The organism is Verrucosispora sp. NA02020 (genome assembly GCF_013364215.1).
Lineage (GTDB): Bacteria > Actinomycetota > Actinomycetes > Mycobacteriales > Micromonosporaceae > Micromonospora.
The window spans coordinates 6,646,257-6,662,623 of record NZ_CP054923.1; the positions used below are offsets into that span (position 1 = coordinate 6,646,257).

The window sequence follows — 16,367 nt, forward strand, 5'->3', positions numbered from 1 at the left end:
GGATCACGGGATTCGTGCGACGGCGCCGCTGCCGGGCGTCCGGTGGGGTGCACCGGGATCAGGTACGCGTACCCCAAGTGCCGAAGGCCGCTAGGCGGCCCGAAACAGCCCCGCCGTCAGATGACGGGGCGACACAGGCAGGTGGCCACGCGGCACAGGTCGACCGCGCGCCGTTTGGTGAGGAGCGTCCCCATGACCAGGGAGCCTATCAGCGATCTCACGAATCTCCACCGGCCCGACCAGCATCCGGGACGTGGGCGCCGGGATCAGCCGACCGAGTTGATCGGCACGTCCCGTGCGTCCGCCGTCACCGTCAGCCCCTCCGGCCTCGGCACGACCTCCCGGACGGTGAGCTGGAACGGCAGCTCCGGCAGGGGTACGTCGACCGAGATGCTGCGGGCGAAATTGTTCAGCAGGGTGCGGGCGATCGGCAGGCTGGGCAGGCCCTCGGCGTCCAGGTCGTCGAAGCGGAGCGCGATCTGCCCCTGCTCCCCGACGACGATCTCGGCGGTGCCGGTGACCGTGAGGCGCTGGCCGAGCACGTCCAACGGGGCGGTCACCGAGAGCTTGCCGTCCTGCTCGCCGAGGGTCAGCCCCTCCCGGTCGAGCAACGCGGCGAGACTCTGGTAGTCGATGGTGCCGGTCCCGTTGACCGTCTCGGCCACCACGTCGCCCTGGCCGGTACGCAGCGTGTCCAGGCTGGCGCGGACGTTGCGGGCGTCCACGTCCAGGCTGGGCAGCGCGACCGCGTCGCCCTGCACCGAGCCCTGCACGTCCCGCAGCCGGATGGTGACCCGCTCGTAGCGGCCGTCGAGCACCTGGGTGAGGAAGGGGAACCCGCCCAGCTCGACCTCGGGCGGGGAGGACTGCGCACCCTGCTGGGCCACCTGCTGGCGGACCTCGTCGGCGATGGTGCGTTCGGCCACGTTGGCCGCGACCCGGTCGGCGATCGCGAGCAGACCGACGAGTACGACCAGCAGGACAACGAAGCCGATCAGTACCTTGCGCCCCCGTCGCCGCGGGCGCCGTCCATAGGTCTGCTCGTGCTCCACACCTTCTCCTTGTCCTGTCGCACGTCGATCCCGGCCGAATCGCCGGTACGCCCGGCGGCGCACCGGTGTTACCCGATGTCCGGATTCCTCAACCGCCCGCCGCAGCGGCCGGCTACAACACCAGTCGGCACATCAGGTACGCGGCCGGGGCGGCCATCGCGAAGCCGGCGAGCGGCCCCTGCACGTGCCGCGCCGCCCACGCGTCGGGCAGCTCGCCCGCCATCAGTCGACCGGCCTCGGCGTATCCGGAGGCCAGGTCGGCCAGCACGGCGACGACTGCGGTGACCAGGGCGATGATCGCGGCCCGGGTCGGGGTGAACGGGGTGACCAGATAGCCGCCGAGCAACGCGCTCCCGAGCGTACCCACCATCGCGCCACCGACCACCCCGGCGGCCCCTCGCGGCACCTGGGGGGCGAGCCGGGGCCAGGCCGCGACGGCGTCGGTCAGCCGGGCCACGGTGAGCGCGACCGCGCTCGCCGCGAGGCAGACCACGATCGCCTGGGTGCCGGCGGGAACCCGGGTGAGCACGATGAGCGTGGCGAAGGCGACCGGGCCGAGCACGATGGTCGCGGTGGTCCGCACCGAGTCGGTCACCCGTAGCCGGTCCACCCGCCGGACCAACTGGCCGAGCACCGCCACGAGCACCCCACCGGCCGCGACGTAGAACAGCGGCAGGATGCGGGGTTCGGCCGTCCGGATGGCCACGGTGTCGGCCACGGCGGCGGCCAGTACGCCGGCACCGATCACCACCGCGGCGGCGGGCGGCCGGTTCACCACCGTCCAGACCAGCACGAACAGCACCTGCACGAGGAACACCACGATGGCGAAGGGCACCCGGTCGCCGGGTCCGGAGGTCTGCGCGCCGATGATCAGCCCGATGCCGAGCAGCGCGGCGAACCCGCCGACGGCGAGGGAGAGCTTCGTGGGGACCTCGACCGGTGGCTCGTCGTACTCGTCCTCCTCCTCGTCGAGCGCGTCGTCGGCACGTCGGGGCGAGCCGCCGCGCCTGAGGCGTCGCGGGCCCCGGGAGCGGCCCCGCTCCTCGGTTTCCACGGCCGGACCGGTACGCGGTGCCGAGCCGTCCCCGGGGGGCACGTCGTCCACCCACTGTTCGCGGTCGGCCTCGGGCGAGTTGGAGGGAAACACGCACCGATCGTGCCAGACCAGATGCACAACTCGGGTGCCACGGTTTCCACGACGTTAAAACCTTGGCCGCGATCATGGGCAGAAGGGGCAAACCGGAAACCATTACGCGGTCCAAGCAGGGCCATCGGCTACTCTCAAGCCGAAACCCGCCCGTCAGCGACGCCGGGACCCACGGAAGTTCCCAGCGCCCACTCGTCCTGAGTGCCGCTGGTCGCGTGCGGCCACACCGGCCGCCGGGACGGAGGTGATCGTGGAGATCCTGCTGCTGGTGACCGCACGGGCAGGCGAACCATCCGCTGTGCTGCCCGCACTCGACCTGCTGCCGCACTCGGTGCGCACCGCACCACGCGACGTCCGCACCCTGGTCGCCGGTCCGAGCCCGGACGCCGTGCTCGTCGACGCCCGCTCCGAACTCAGCGAGGCCCGGGCGACCTGCCGCATGCTGCACGCCACCGGGCTGGGCGTACCGCTGGTCGCGGTCGTCACCGAGGCCGGCCTGATCGCGCTCAACGCCGACTGGGGCGTGGACGACGTCATCCTCGCCTCCGCCGGTCCGGCCGAGGTGGAGGCCCGGCTGCGGCTCGCGGTCGGCCGGTTGAGCAACGCCACGGCCGGTGCCGGCGGCTCGATCCGGGCCGGCGAGCTGATGATCGACCCCGACACGTACGCCGCCAAGCTCAAGGGCCGCCCGCTCGACCTCACCTACAAGGAGTTCGAGCTGCTGAAGTTCCTGGCCCAGCACCCGGGCCGGGTGTTCACCCGCGACCAGTTGCTGCGCGAGGTCTGGGGCTACGACTACTTCGGCGGCACCCGGACGGTGGACGTGCACGTGCGTCGGCTGCGGGCCAAGCTCGGCTCCGAGTACGAGTCGATGATCGGCACCGTGCGCCAGGTGGGCTACAAGTTCGTCGTACCGTCGAACCGGGCGCTGGCCGAGGCCACCGAGCACGCGTCCCTGGCGTTGCACCCTCTCACCGTCGAGGGCTAATTCCCCCATATGCCCCTTTTGGGCAACTCGTCAGCCTTATGGTGACTGCCGAGTTGACCAGCAAAAGGGGCTGCGGTGGGCACGTATTACGGGAGCTCGGCACGACGGCCGGTGAGTACGACACAGGCGGTCGGCATCATCGTGCTCGTGGTGTCCGCGGTGCTCGGCTCGACGTACCTGCTCGGGCGCAACCTGCTGCCCCAGGAGCCGCGCGACAACTCCGCGGTCACCGCGACCGGTGCCGAGCATCCCGAGTACGCCGACCAGGTCCCGCCCTCGGCGGACGCCCCCGCACCCACCGGCACGCCCGGCGCCGTCCCGCCCAGCGGCGTCCCGCACGACCCGGACCAGGGCGAGGCCCAGGACCCCAACTTCGGTCCGATGGGCACCCGGGTCACCACCGGCACCGGCACCGTCGCCCTCACCTTCGACGACGGGCCGAACCCGGACTACACCCCGCAGGTGCTCGCCCTGCTGCGGGAGCACCGGGTCACCGCGACCTTCTGCCTGGTGGGCCAGAACGCCCAGGCGTACCCGTGGCTCGTCCAGCAGATCGTGGCCGACGGCCACACGCTGTGCAACCACAGCTGGGAACACGACGTGACGCTGGGCGCGCGGTCACCGGAACGGATCCGGAACGACCTGCTGCGCACCAGCGAGGCGATCCGCGCCGCCGTGCCGGACGCCCCGATCGCCTGGTACCGCCAGCCCGGCGGCGCCTGGACGTACTCGCTGATCGCCACCGCCCGGGAACTCGGCATGACGCCGCTGCACTGGACGCTGGACACCTCCGACTGGCAGCGGCCCGGCGCGAACCGGATCGCCGCGTCGGTGCTCGACGGGGTGCAACCCGGCTCGATCGTGCTGCTGCACGACGCCGGAGGCGACCGACAGGGCACAGTGGACGCCTTGTACCGCATCCTGCCCGAACTGCGTGGCCGACTCGACGTCCAGGCGCTACCGCGTCACGGATTCTGACCGGCGCCGGCCCGCCCACCGCCGCGATGTCGCCGGTGACCCGGATACGGTGACGGGATGAGCGGCACTCGATCGACCGGCGACCAGGTCCACCGCACCGAACGGCTCGGGCCCACGGAGATCGCCGAGGTGCTGGCGCTGGCCCGTACGGCGGGCGACACCGACGGCGCGGACCCGTTGGACGAACACGTCCTGCTCCGGCTGCGCGACGAGCGGGCACCCGCGATCCACCTGCTGACCCGCGCCGACGACGACACCCTCACCGGGTACGCCCACCTGGACACCGGCGACCCGGCCGACGGGATCGGCGCGGAACTCGTGGTGCACCCCGCGTACCGCCGACGCGGCATCGGTCGGGCGCTGGCCCGCGAGATGGTCGTCGCCGCCACCGGGCCACTGCGCGCCTGGGCCCACGGCGACCACCCGTCGGCCGCCGCGCTCGCGGTGGACCTCGGTTTCCGCCGTGCCCGGGTGCTCTGGCAACTGCGTCGACCGCTGACCGCACCACTGGACCCGCCGCGCCTGCCCGACGGGGTGGAACTGCGCGCGTTCCGACCGGGTCAGGACGACGACGCCTGGCTGGCCCTGAACGCCCGCGCCTTCGCCGACCATCCCGAGCAGGGCCGCTGGACCGCTGACGACCTGCGCGTACGCCTCGACGAGCCGTGGTTCGACCCGGCCGGTTTCCTGCTCGCCGTCGAATCGTCGACCGGGCGGCTGCTCGGCTTCCACTGGACGAAGGTGCACGCGCGGGAAGGGTCGGCGCGCATCGGCGAGGTCTACGTACTCGGGGTCGAGCCCACCGCGCACGGCGGCGGGCTCGGTCGGGCGCTGACCATGGCCGGGCTGGCGTACCTGCGGGAGCAGCGCGGGCTGGACCGGGTGATGCTCTACGTGGACGAGTCCAACACCGGCGCGGTGGCGCTCTACGAGCGGACCGGGTTCGCCCGCTGGTCCGCCCACGTCAACTACCACCTCGGCTGAGGTGGGTCAGCGCGTCGGCGGGGTATCCAGATAGAAGCGGGGATCGGCCTCGTCGGAGAGGTCCAGGACCGGCGTGATCGGGCTGCCCGCGTCCCGGGCCGCCGCCGCCCGCGCCACCGCCGCCAGGTCGGCACAGGCGGCCACCTCGGCGAGGGTGACCTGGGTCGGCGGCAGCATCGTCAACTCACCGGCCGCCGCGCGCTCGCAGGCGTCGCCGGGCCTGATCCACAGGGCGTGGTCGGCCTCGCCGGAGACCTCCCGGGTCCGCTGCCCCTCGGGCAGCAACGCGACGAAGAAGTACGTGTCGAAGCGGCGCGGCTCGAAGTCCGGGGTCACCCACCGGCTCCACGGCAGCAGCAGATCGGACCGGAGCGTCAGGTCCCGCGCGGCAAGCAACTCGGCGAAGCCGGTCCGGCGCTGCTCCAGGTCGACCCGGGCGGCCTCCCAGCCGTCGTCGCTGACGTCGCCGACCACCCGTTCCGCGTCCGGACCGGCGAGCAGCACCCCGGCCTCCTCGAACACCTCCCGGGCCGCCGCGCAGACCACCGCCTGCGCGGCCTGCGGCGGCACGCCGAGGCGTACGCCCCAGTCGGCCGGTTCGGGCCCCGCCCAGTCGAGGTGCGCGGTCGAGTCCGAGGGGTCGACCCCGCCGCCGGGGAAGGCGTACATGCCGCCGAAGGCCATCGCCGCGACCCGGCGGATCAGGTAGACCTCGAAACCCTCGTCGGCGGGACGAAGCAGCAGCACGGTGGCGGCCGTCCGGGGCACCGTGGGAACCCCGCCCGACGCCTGGAACCGGCGGGCGTGCTCCACCAGTGCGGGCGGCGCGGGATAACCACGGTCCAGGGTCATACGCCGAGCTTAGAGCGATGTCCCGGCCGGTGGATCAGCGGTGCCGCCCGGAGGTGATCTTCGGTAGCGTCACGCCATGACTCGTTGGGGCATCCTGGCCACCGGCCACATCGCCGCCCGCTTCGCCGAAGACCTCCGCCTGGTGCCGGGCGCGGAACTGGTCGCGGTCGGCTCACGGACCACCGCCAGCGCCGAGCGCTTCGCCGAGCAGCACGGCGCGACGCGGGCGTACGGCACCTGGGACGATCTGGTCGCCGACCCCGAGGTGGACGTGATCTACGTGGCCACCCCGCACGCCGCCCACCACGAGGCGGCCCGCACCTGCCTGGTGGCCGGCAAGCCGGCACTGGTGGAGAAGCCGTTCACGCTCGACCTGGCCACCAGCACCGAGCTGGTGGAGATCGCGCGCGCGGGCAACGTCTTCCTGATGGAGGCCATGTGGATGCGGTGCAACCCGCTCATCCTGCGTGCCTGTGAGCTGATCGCCGAGGGGGCGATCGGCACCGTCACCGGCGTACGGGCCGACTTCGGCGTGGCCGGGCCGTTCCCGCCCGAGCACCGGATGCGGGCCCGGGCATTGGGTGGGGGTGCCCTGCTCGACCTGGGCGTCTACCCGGTGAGCCTGGCCCACCTGATCCTCGGTGTGCCGCAGCACCTTCGGTCGTGGGCGAAGCTGGGGCCGGAGGGCACGGACGAGAACACCGGCATCGTGCTCGGGTACGACTCCGGTGCCGTCGCCACGCTGAGCTGCGGCATGGTCGGAGCGACCGGGCTGACCGCCTCGATCGTCGGCACGACCGGGCGGATCGAGCTGCCCGATCCGTTCTTCCGGCCGGACGGCTTCACCCTGCACCGGGCGGACGAGCCGGCCGAGACGATCACCGCCGAGCTGGTCGGCAACGGCTACCAGTACGAGGCGATCGAGGTGCAGCGCTGCCTGACCGAGGGGCTGACCGAGAGCCCGTTGGTGCCGCACTCGGCGACCCTGGAGATCATGACCCTGCTGGACGACGTCCGCGCCCAGATCGGCGTCTCCTACCTCTGAGCGATGTTAGGAAGGGTCCCCTGCCATACGCGAGGCGTTAGCAGGGGACCCTTCCTTTCATCTCAGCTGAACAGGGGGCGGACGATGAAGTACATCAGCGCGCCGATCGAACCGGCGGCCGGGAATGTCAGGATCCAGGCGCCGACGATGTTGCCGGCCACGCCCCACCGCACGGCGGAGAGCCGCTTGGTCGCCCCGACGCCCATGATCGCCGAGGTGATCGTGTGCGTGGTGGAGATGGGCGCGCCGAGCACCAGCGCGTTGAAGTAGAGCACGCCGCTGGCCACGGTCTCGGCCGCGAAGCCCTCCGGCGGGCGCAGGTCGATGATCTTCCGACCGAGGGTCCGGATGATCCGCCATCCACCGGCGTACGTGCCGGCGGCCAGCACGGCGGCGGAGGTCCAGAACGCCCACTCCGGGATGTAGGTGGCGTCGTCCTGGTAACCACCGACGAAGAGGGCGAGCACCACGATGCCGATGGTCTTGGCGGCGTCCTGCATGCCGTGGCCGACCGACATGGCCGCCGCCGAGGCGGTCTGCGCCCAGCGGAAGCCCCGGTTGAGCTTGCCCGGGTGCCCCTTCCGGAAGATCCACTGCACGGCGATCATCGCGATGTAGCCGAGGATGAAACCGACCATCGGCGAGAGGATCATCGGAATGATCACGCTCTCGCCGATGCCCTTCCAGAGCACGGTGCCCGAGGCCGCGACGGTCGAGCCGACCAGACCACCGATCAGGGCGTGCGAGGAGGACGAGGGAAGTCCGAAGTACCAGGTGATGATGTTCCAGGTGATCGCGCCGATCACACCGGCGAAGACGATACCGAGGCTGGACACACCGGTGGGCAGGTCCACCAGCCCGCTGCCGACGGTCTTGGCGACCTCGGCGCCGAAGTGCGCGCCGATGAAGTTGCCGACCGCCGCCATGGCGAGCGCGACCCGGGGTGTGAGCGCCCGGGTGGAGATGCTGGTCGCGATCGCGTTGGCGGCATCGTGGAAGCCGTTGGTGTAGTCGAACACCAGGGCCACCCCGATCACCGCCAGCACCGCGATGAGCTCGGGACTCACAGGATCAGGACTCCTTGACCGCGATGGTCTCGACGGTGTTCGCCACGTGCTCGAAGGCGTCGCAGGCGGCCTCCAGCTCGTCGGCGACCTCCTTCATCTTCAGCACGGTCAAGGCGTCGTACTCGCCGGAGAAGAGTCGCACCAGCAGCATCCGGTACGCCTGGTCGCCGTCGTTCTCCAGCCGGTTGATCTCGATCCAGTAGTCCTCCAGGTCCTTCATCGACTTCAACCGGGGCATCGCCTCGGCGGTCAACTTGGCCTGCTGGTCGAGGACGTGCACCAGCTCGTGCATCTCCCGGGGCAGCGAGGGCAGCTTGGTCAGCCCGTAGAGGTAGAGCAGGTTGCCGACCGCCTCCAGGTGGTCCATCACGTCGTCCAGCAGCGACCCCAACCGGTAGATGTCCTCCCGGTCGAACGGAGTGACGAAGGTCGAGTTGATCTTCTTGAACAACTCATGTGTGATCTTGTCACTGTCGTGCTCGACCTCGGTGAGCCGCTCACTGACCGACTGCACCTCGACGTCGGGCAGGGCCAGCTCGTTCAGCAGCGCGGTACCCCGGACCAGGTTCTGCGCAGCCCTGGTGAAGAGCTCGTAGAAGGCGCCCTCGTTGGGGCGAAATGAAAACCTCACAGCACGGACCTCGTCGTGTCGGTGGTAGGGGTGCAGCCGCCGTCCGGCGCCCTGCTGAGGGAATGCTAGGGAACCCCCCGAGCGGACCTTCGGCGGCCCACCCCTGGCCAGGTGCCATTCACCGCTCGTTCAACTTCCGTTCACCTTCAGCAGACCCGTTGTCCTCAGCAATCGCTCCCGTTCCCCCGCGATGTCGAAGTCCGCGGGCGGATACCCCAGCGGGAGGGTGTCGAACGTCTCACGCAGCAGGTGCGCCACCGCCCAGTCCCGGTACCACTTCCGGTCCGCCGGCACCGCGTACCAGGGCGCGGCGTCGCTGCCGGCGCGGCCCAGCAGCTCCGCGTACGCGGACTGGTAGTCGTCCCAGCGGGCGCGGGCGTCGATGTCGGAGGGGTGGTACTTCCAGTGCTTCGTCGGATCGTCCAGCCGGGCCAGCAGCCGACGCGCCTGCTCGGTGTGGGAGATGTGCAGGAAGACCTTGACGATCGCCACCCCGTCGTCGGTCAGCTCCCGCTCGAAGTCGTCGATCTCGGCGTACCGGGGGCGCCAGACGTTCTCCGGTGCGCGTTCCTGCACCCGGGGCACCAGGATGTCCTCGTAGTGCGAGCGGTTGAACACCCCCAGGTACCCCGCCGGCGGCAGCGCCTGTCGGATTCGCCACAGGAAATGGTGTCGGAGTTCCTCGGCGGTCGGCGGCCCGAACGCCCGGATGTGCACGCCGAGCGGGTTCATCGCGCCGACCACCCGCTTGACCGTGCCGTCCTTGCCACCGCAGTCCATCGCCTGGAGGACCAGCAGCACCCGCCGCCCCGACCCCGGGTCGGCCTTCGCACCCGCGAACAGCATCTCCTGCTGGCGGGCCAGTCCGGCACCGACGTACCTGACCTGCCGACGGGCCCACCCCTTGCGATCCGGCCCGGTCACCTCCGGGCCGGGCAACCCGGGCGTCGCGCGCGGATCGATCGCCCCGAGGTCGACCGGCGCTCCGGGTGGCACCCGGAGCAGGTCGCGTACCGCGCCGCCGATCGGCGCCACCACGTCAGTTCCACCGTCGTCGCCCATCGCAGCATCATCGCGCGCCGACGGTGGTGGCGCGCGGCGACGCCGGAGCCGGTCGGGCTCAGACCACCAGAGCCAACCACTTGCGGTACGAGGAGGCGAACGGCTCGGTGCCGTCACCCAGGGCGCCGAGCAGCCACCGTGCCGCCGCCTCGGCCTCCGCAACCAGGTCGTCGGGGTAGCCGAAGCGGGCCCGGTGCTCGGCGAACTCGTCCTCGTCGCGCAGCTCGACCAGGCCGGTCTCCCGCCGCCGGACCACGTCCAGGTCCAGGTCGATCAGGTGCACCGTGTCCTCGCCGTCCCAGCGGGCCGGGCTGGTGATGTCGCAGTAGACCTCGCTGGTGCGCGGGGGCGGGTTGAACATGCCGGTCCACCAGGCGTGATGCGGCACGAGCAGCACGAACGGGATCTGCTCGACCGACGGGCGGCCGTGGTAGACGGAGCTGGTGCCGGCCGACACGCCGAGCCAGACCCCGAGGTCGTCCTCGGTCAGTCGGCGGGCCGGGTAGTCGCGGTGGGCGCTGCCGTCGTACTTGCGGTAGATCACGCGGACCACGTCGCTCGGCATGAGTCGCACCCTAACCGATTTCGCCCACCCGTCGCCGTCAGGAAGTTACCGGACGACGGGGAGATATGTGCCGCACCGTGACGCCGCAACACGGCCGATCGGTACGGCCCGCGTCAGCCCCGCCGGGTACCGTGCCACGGTGACTCCGCCCCGCGCCGCCACCGGCTCCGCCCGCGCCAAGGCCCGCCGCCGAGGTGACCGGCCCGGCGGGGCCGACCTGCTGGCCGCCGCCGTCGGCGCGGTGCCCGGCGGGGCCGCCCGCCCCGGGCAGCAGCAGATGGCCACGGCGATCGAGGAGTGCGTCGCCTCCGGCGACCACCTGCTGGTGCAGGCCGGCACCGGGACCGGCAAGTCCCTGGCCTACCTGGCGCCCGCCCTGACCGTCGACGGGCCGGTGGTGGTCTCCACCGCCACCCTGGCGTTGCAGTCCCAACTGGTCGAGCACGACCTGCCGCGACTGGCCGACGCGGTGGAGCCGGTGCTCGGTCGGCGGCCGACCTTCGCCGTGCTCAAGGGCCGCCACCACTACCTCTGCCTGGCCCGGTTGGAGAACTCCAACGAGGACGAGCCGGAGGACACCCTCTTCGACGCCCCCACCGAGCGCCCCGGCGGTGGCGCCAAGTGGCTGGGCGAGGCCGGTCGGCTCGGCAAGCAGATCCAGCGCCTGCGGGACTGGGCCATGGAGACCGACACCGGTGACCGGGACGAACTCGACCCCGGCGTCGACGACCAGTCCTGGCGGCTGGTCTCCATGCCGGCCCGGGAGTGTGTCGGCGCGAGCCGCTGCCCGTACGGCGCGGAGTGCTTCGCGGAGGCGTCCCGGGCCCGCGCCCGCGAGGCCGACATCGTGGTGACCAACCACAGCCTGCTCGCCGTCGACATGCTCGCCGGACGGCACATCGTCCCGCCGCACAAGCTGCTGGTGGTGGACGAGGCGCACGAGCTGGCCGACCGGGTCTCCTCCGCGGCCCAGGCCGAGCTGACCCCGGAGCTGATCGACCGTTCCGCCCGGCGGGCCCGTCCGTTGCTGCGGCCGGAAACCGCCGAGGCGCTGACCGCGTCCGGTGACGCCCTCGCGGTCGGGCTGGCCGAGGCACCGGCCGGACGGATCACCGACGGCCTGCCCGACCCGCTGCGGAATGCCTGCACGCTGCTCGACGCGGCGACCCGCGCGGCGCTGGACGGCATCGGCGACATCAAGGCCGACGACCCCGACCCGGTACGCAAACAGCAGGCGAAGTCCGTGCTGGACGAACTCTCCACCACCGCCCAGCGGCTGCTGGACGAGGCGGAGCACGACGTGGCGTGGGTGGAGCGCAACGACAACACCGGGCGGCGGGCCCTCGTCGTCGCGCCCCTCTCGGTCGCCGGCACGCTCGCCACCCACCTCTACGACGAGCGGACCGTGGTGGCCACCTCGGCGACCCTGGCCCTGGGTGGGCGATTCGACACCGTGGCCCGTGCCCTGGGTCTGGACGCGCCGCCGCCCACCCCGCCGACGCCGGCCGCCGCCGCGCTCGCCGACACCACCCGTCGACCCCGGACGGCACCGGGTGACGCGGCCCCCACCGAGACCGGGTCGGGCGGCGCTCCCGTCGGGTCCGGCGCGGCGACCGACTCCGGCTCCGGCTGGCGGTCGCTGGACGTCGGATCTCCCTTCGACTATCCCCGCCAGGGCATCCTCTATGTGGCCGCGCACCTGCCCCGGCCCGGTGTCTCCGGGCTACCGGACGCCGCCGGGGAGGAGTTGCTTTCGCTGGTCACCGCGCTCGGTGGCCGTACGCTCGGGCTGTTCTCCTCCCGGCGGGCCGCGCAGCAGGCGGCGGAGTTGCTGCGGGCACGCACCGACCTGCCGGTGCTGCTCCAGGGCGAGGAGGCGCTGCCGCTGCTGGTGCGCAGGTTCCGCGAGGAGCGGTCGAGCTGCCTGTTCGGAGTGATGTCGCTGTGGCAGGGGGTGGACGTGCCCGGCGACTCGTGCCAACTGGTGGTGATCGACCGGTTGCCCTTCCCCCGGCCAGACGAGCCACTGGCCGCCGCGCGGGCGGCGGCGGTGGACGCCCAGGGCGGCTCCGGCTTCGCCGCCGTCAGCGTCCCCATCGCGGCGGTCCGCCTGGCCCAGGGGGTCGGGCGGCTGATCCGGGCCAACGGTGACCGGGGCGTGGTGGCGGTGCTCGACTCGCGGCTGGAGACCGCCCGTGGGTACGGGCCGTTCCTGCGCCGGTCGCTGCCGCCGTTCTGGTACACGACCCGCCGTGAGGTGGTCCAGGGCGCGCTGACCCGGCTCGCCGCCGACTGACCGGGCCGGGCAGGGCCCGGCCCGGCGCTGCGGGTCAGGGGGCGCGGGAGGCGACGACCACCGCGTCCGGCGGGGTGTCCGGCACGGTGCGCGCGGCGAGGCGGCGGACCGCCGTGTTGAGCACCGCGATCAACGGCACGGCGACCAGGGCGCCGGTGATCCCGGCGAGCACCACGCCGGCGGCCAGCCCGATGATCACCGCGAGCGGGTGGATGGCCACCGCCCGGCCCATGATCAGCGGCTGGAGGATGTGCCCCTCCACCTGCTGTACGCCGATCACCACGCCGAGGATGATCAGCGCGGTCACCGGGCCGCTGTCGACCAGCGCCACCAGCACCGCCACGCCACCGGAGAGGGTGGCGCCGACGATCGGGATGAACGCACCGAGGAAGACCAGCGCGGCCAGCGGGAACGCGAACGGGATGTCGAAGATGACGAGGAAGATGCCGATGCCGACGGCGTCGATGAACGCGACCAGCACCGTGGCCCGGACGTAGGCGCCCAGGGTCGCCCAGGAGGCCCGGCCGGCGTCGTCGACCTTCCAGCGTGCCGCCACCGGCAGCAACCGGACCAGGAACCGCCAGATGACGGTGCCGTCGCGGAGGAAGAAGAACGCCGCGAAGAGCACCAGGACCGTGCCGGTCAGCACCTCGGCCAGGGTCGCGGCGGTGGAGAGGGCGCCGCTGGTGAAGCGCTCGGTGTTGTTGTTGACGAACTGCTGGACCTCCTCTATGTACCGGTCGAGGTCGTTGTCGGAGAGGTGCAGCGGCCCGGTCTTGAGCCAGTCCTGGATCTGTTGCAGGCCCTGGGTCGACTTCGCGGCCAGCTCCGGTACGCCCTTGATGAACTCGTTGACCACCAGGGTCAACGTGCCGATCACCGCGGCCAGGCCGGCGACCAGCACCACCGCCGTCGCCAGCGACCTCGGGAACCGGGCCCGCAGCAGCCACCCGACGGCAGGCGCCAGCAACGCCGACAGCAGCAGGGCGACGGCGAGCGGAATGATCACGATGCTGATCGTGCTGACGACCTTCACCAGCGCCCAGAACACGACACCGACCACGATCAACCGCCACGACCAGCCGGCGGCGATGCGTAACGCGTGCGGCACGTCCGCGTCGTCACGACTGGAGGTGGAGGCGGGCCCGGGCTCCGGGGACTCCTCGTCGACCACGGTGGCGGTCGGCGACGCCACCGGACCGGGCCGCGACGGCGAGGCCGTAGCGGCGGGCTCCGGGACGTCCGGCGGCCGGTTCCGGGCGGTACGCACCGAATCCCGACCCGACTCGTACGCGCGACGCACGCGGCTGCGGATCCGCTCGAACCGGCTCACGGGCACCTCCAGGCAGATTTCGGCCCGCGCATGGGCGCCAGGGGCGGACAGGATACGTCCGACCGCTCCACGGTAGGGCAAACTTCCGCCACACATTGCCCCCACGGACGGCTGCCCAACCCGGGTGACCACCGGCGGCGCGCCGGAGGCGACACGGTAGCGTCTGCGGCGTGACAGCGGACCCGAATCTCGACTCCGGCCTGCCCATCCGGCTGCTGCACGACCGCGTGCTGGTGCGGGTGGAGGGAAGCGAGGGCGAGCGCCGTTCCACCGCCGGCATCGTGATCCCCGCGACCGCAGCCGTGGGCAAGCGCCTGGCCTGGGCCACCGCCGTGGGAGTCGGGCCGCACGTTCGCTCGATCGTCTCCGGCGACCGGGTGCTCTTCGACCCGGACGACCGCTCGGAGGTGGAGTTGCACGGGCGCGGCTACGTGCTGCTGCGCGAGCGTGACGTGCACGCGGTGGCCGCCGAGCGGGTCGAGGAGGACGCCACCGGGCTCTATCTGTGACCCCGGCGGCACCGAGACACCCGAAGGCACCAGGACACCCGGCGACGACTGCGCCCCTCGTGGGCTGCCCGACCGTCCCCGGACGGCACTGACACCGTCCGCGTCGTTTGCCACGCTCCCCGGCGGGAAGCCAGCCGCACCACCGGCCCTGGGGAGGGACGATGCCGGTATTCGTGAAGAAGGTGCTGGCCTGGGGCAGCCTCGCGTTCCTGATCTATTTCATGGCCTTCCGGCCGGAGGGCGCCGCCCAGATGTTCCGGTCGATCGGAGCGGCCCTGATGATGATGGCGCAGGGGCTCGGGGACTTCCTGACCAGCCTGATGGCCTGACCGGGCACCCGTCCGCTCAGCGGTGGCCCGGCGGCCAGTGCGCGGGCGGGTGCTGCCCGTGCCAGCCGTACGGGCCGTACCCGGCGGGGTAGGCGGGCGGCGGTGGGGGCGGGGGCGTGAGCACCACCGGGATGGGCACCACCGGCTCGTCCGGTGCCTCGACCGCCCGCTGGGAGCCGTCCGGGAAGCGCAGGTGGTACCGCTCGCCGTCCCAGACTCCCACCGGGGTCTGCGGATCCCGGCCCACGAAGTACGACCGGTACAGGCTGATCGAGTCCAGTAGCTCCCGTTCCTCCCGCGCCGTCCGTTCCCGGTCGGCGGGCCGACGGTCCAGGCCCCGCGTCACACCGTCGCGCAACAGCGCCAACCGGGTCGCCGCGAACTGGTAGCCGCGCATCGCCCGCAGCCCGGCCTCGCCACCCACCCGCTGGGCCCACACCCGGGCCGCGTGCCGCCGCCCGAGGCTGCTCAACGCCGCCACCTCCGGCGGGGTCAGCCAGCCGGCGCGGACGTAGTCGGGCAGGGTCCGCTCGGTGAGCCGGCCCTCCCAGGCCCTCAGCCAGACCGCGAAACCGACCATGCCGAAGAAGATCGGCACCATCACCCCGACGATGCCGACCACCGAGATCAGCACCTCGCCGGTGGCCTCGGCCAGCGTCGGCAGCAGGTTCCACGCGCCGTGCAGCATCATCGCCAGCAGCAGACCGGCGACCGGGGCGAAGAAACGGACCCGCCGGTCCGCCGCCCGGGCGGCGATACCGAGCCCGATACCCGCCAACGAGGTGAACAGTGGGTGGGCGAAGCCGAACAGCAGGATCCGGCCGATGAAGATGGCGATGACCTGCTGCGCACCGGTCGCCGGGCCGTACTGCTCGACGCCGGAGGCGTACCCGAGGCCGCCGAGGTAGAGGATGTTCTCCACCATCGCGAAGCCGATCGCGGAGAGTCCGCAGTAGACCAGCCCGTCGGTGATGCCCGACCACTCCCGCCGCCGGAAGATCAGCAGCAGGATCGGGCCGAGGGTCTTGGTCAGCTCCTCGATGAACGGCGCGACCAGCACCGCGGTCAGACCGGCGGGCAGTCCCTGGTCGTCGAACCAGTTGGCGGCCGTCTCGTTCACCAGCAACGAGATCGAGGTGGAGACGAAGGCACCCCACGCGAAGCAGAAGACGAGGTATTTCAACGGCTCCGGCTCGTACCGGTCGAGCCAGAGGAAGCAGGCCACCAGCACCGGGACCGGCAGGATCGCGGCGGCCGTACCGACCAGCAACGCCTCCCCGCCGAGACTGGCACCGAGCGTGAAGATGATGAAGATCGCGCTGGCCGCGATCACCAGGATCACCCCGGCCAGCACCAGCGCCCGCCGCCAGCGGAACCGGCGACGCGGCATGCCGGGCGTACCGGGGCCACCGGGTGGCGCGCCGGGCACGGGAGGCGACGGCGGCAGGTATCCGCCGGACGGGGTGTCGGCCATGCGGTCAGCGTAGTCATGCCGAGCCCACCCGGCCCGGCGCATCGGCACCCCGCCC

Annotated in this window: 17 protein-coding genes; 7 read left to right on the forward strand and 10 right to left on the reverse strand. The window is 72.2% G+C overall.

Going from position 1 to position 16,367, the window contains the following annotated elements; all coding sequences use genetic code 11:
• Positions 1-116: 116 nt before the first annotated feature.
• From HUT12_RS33410 to HUT12_RS29725, 3 genes are all read right to left on the reverse strand, one after another.
• A complete protein-coding gene (locus HUT12_RS33410; protein WP_311202345.1) occupies positions 117-194 on the reverse strand; it encodes an Ms5788A family Cys-rich leader peptide in 78 nt (25 codons plus the stop codon).
• A 72-nt stretch (positions 195-266) separates the two neighbouring features.
• Positions 267-1,052 carry a DUF2993 domain-containing protein gene (locus HUT12_RS29720; RefSeq protein ID WP_131052729.1) on the reverse strand — a complete coding sequence of 262 codons (786 nt, stop codon included), beginning with the start codon at positions 1,050-1,052 and terminating at the stop codon, positions 267-269.
• A 112-nt stretch (positions 1,053-1,164) separates the two neighbouring features.
• Positions 1,165-2,199: a hypothetical protein gene (locus HUT12_RS29725; protein ID WP_176095354.1), complete on the reverse strand. Its 1,035-nt coding sequence runs from the start codon at positions 2,197-2,199 to the stop codon at positions 1,165-1,167.
• A gap of 250 nt (positions 2,200-2,449) precedes the next feature.
• Here HUT12_RS29725 and HUT12_RS29730 point away from each other — a divergent pair, with 250 nt between their 5' ends.
• From HUT12_RS29730 to mshD, 3 genes are all read left to right on the forward strand, one after another.
• On the forward strand, positions 2,450-3,187 hold the full coding sequence (locus HUT12_RS29730) for a response regulator transcription factor (protein WP_131052731.1): 738 nt from the start codon (positions 2,450-2,452) through the stop codon (positions 3,185-3,187).
• Between the two features lie 111 nt (positions 3,188-3,298).
• Positions 3,299-4,165, forward strand: a complete 867-nt coding sequence (locus HUT12_RS29735) for a polysaccharide deacetylase family protein (protein ID WP_131052732.1) — start codon at positions 3,299-3,301, stop codon at positions 4,163-4,165.
• Positions 4,166-4,222: 57 nt separating this feature from the next.
• A complete protein-coding gene (gene mshD, locus HUT12_RS29740) occupies positions 4,223-5,149 on the forward strand; it encodes a mycothiol synthase (protein ID WP_176095355.1) in 927 nt (308 codons plus the stop codon).
• A gap of 6 nt (positions 5,150-5,155) precedes the next feature.
• On the opposite strand, the gene HUT12_RS29745 is transcribed toward mshD, so the two are convergent.
• A complete protein-coding gene (locus HUT12_RS29745) occupies positions 5,156-6,001 on the reverse strand; it encodes an NUDIX domain-containing protein (protein ID WP_131052734.1) in 846 nt (281 codons plus the stop codon).
• Between the two features lie 76 nt (positions 6,002-6,077).
• Between HUT12_RS29745 and HUT12_RS29750 the strand changes: the two genes are divergently transcribed.
• Positions 6,078-7,046 (forward strand): Gfo/Idh/MocA family protein, encoded by a 969-nt coding sequence (locus HUT12_RS29750; RefSeq protein WP_131052735.1) that lies wholly within the window; start codon positions 6,078-6,080, stop codon positions 7,044-7,046.
• 62 nt (positions 7,047-7,108) lie between these two features.
• On the opposite strand, the gene HUT12_RS29755 is transcribed toward HUT12_RS29750, so the two are convergent.
• The 4 genes from HUT12_RS29755 to HUT12_RS29770 all read right to left on the reverse strand — a co-directional run bounded on the left by HUT12_RS29755 (position 7,109) and on the right by HUT12_RS29770 (position 10,371).
• A complete protein-coding gene (locus tag HUT12_RS29755; protein ID WP_176095356.1) occupies positions 7,109-8,113 on the reverse strand; it encodes an inorganic phosphate transporter in 1,005 nt (334 codons plus the stop codon).
• 4 nt (positions 8,114-8,117) lie between these two features.
• On the reverse strand, positions 8,118-8,744 hold the full coding sequence (locus HUT12_RS29760) for a DUF47 domain-containing protein (protein ID WP_131052737.1): 627 nt from the start codon (positions 8,742-8,744) through the stop codon (positions 8,118-8,120).
• A gap of 129 nt (positions 8,745-8,873) precedes the next feature.
• Positions 8,874-9,806, reverse strand: a complete 933-nt coding sequence (locus HUT12_RS29765; protein ID WP_176095357.1) for a PPK2 family polyphosphate kinase — start codon at positions 9,804-9,806, stop codon at positions 8,874-8,876.
• A 58-nt stretch (positions 9,807-9,864) separates the two neighbouring features.
• Positions 9,865-10,371: a DUF402 domain-containing protein gene (locus HUT12_RS29770; protein WP_131052739.1), complete on the reverse strand. Its 507-nt coding sequence runs from the start codon at positions 10,369-10,371 to the stop codon at positions 9,865-9,867.
• A 67-nt stretch (positions 10,372-10,438) separates the two neighbouring features.
• Between HUT12_RS29770 and HUT12_RS29775 the strand changes: the two genes are divergently transcribed.
• Complete coding sequence (locus tag HUT12_RS29775; RefSeq protein ID WP_176095358.1) at positions 10,439-12,667, forward strand: ATP-dependent DNA helicase; 2,229 nt, start codon at positions 10,439-10,441, stop codon at positions 12,665-12,667.
• Between the two features lie 34 nt (positions 12,668-12,701).
• Here HUT12_RS29775 and HUT12_RS29780 read toward each other — a convergent pair whose 3' ends face one another.
• A complete protein-coding gene (locus tag HUT12_RS29780; protein ID WP_236146039.1) occupies positions 12,702-14,000 on the reverse strand; it encodes an AI-2E family transporter in 1,299 nt (432 codons plus the stop codon).
• A 170-nt stretch (positions 14,001-14,170) separates the two neighbouring features.
• On the opposite strand from HUT12_RS29780, the gene HUT12_RS29785 reads away from it, so the two are divergent.
• Both HUT12_RS29785 and HUT12_RS29790 read left to right on the forward strand, forming a co-directional pair.
• Positions 14,171-14,509, forward strand: a complete 339-nt coding sequence (locus tag HUT12_RS29785) for a co-chaperone GroES (protein WP_131057469.1) — start codon at positions 14,171-14,173, stop codon at positions 14,507-14,509.
• A 161-nt stretch (positions 14,510-14,670) separates the two neighbouring features.
• Complete coding sequence (locus HUT12_RS29790) at positions 14,671-14,838, forward strand: hypothetical protein (RefSeq protein ID WP_162854396.1); 168 nt, start codon at positions 14,671-14,673, stop codon at positions 14,836-14,838.
• Positions 14,839-14,854: 16 nt separating this feature from the next.
• On the opposite strand, the gene HUT12_RS29795 is transcribed toward HUT12_RS29790, so the two are convergent.
• Positions 14,855-16,354: a PrsW family intramembrane metalloprotease gene (locus HUT12_RS29795; RefSeq protein ID WP_176095359.1), complete on the reverse strand. Its 1,500-nt coding sequence runs from the start codon at positions 16,352-16,354 to the stop codon at positions 14,855-14,857.
• Between the last annotated feature and the right edge of the window lie 13 nt (positions 16,355-16,367).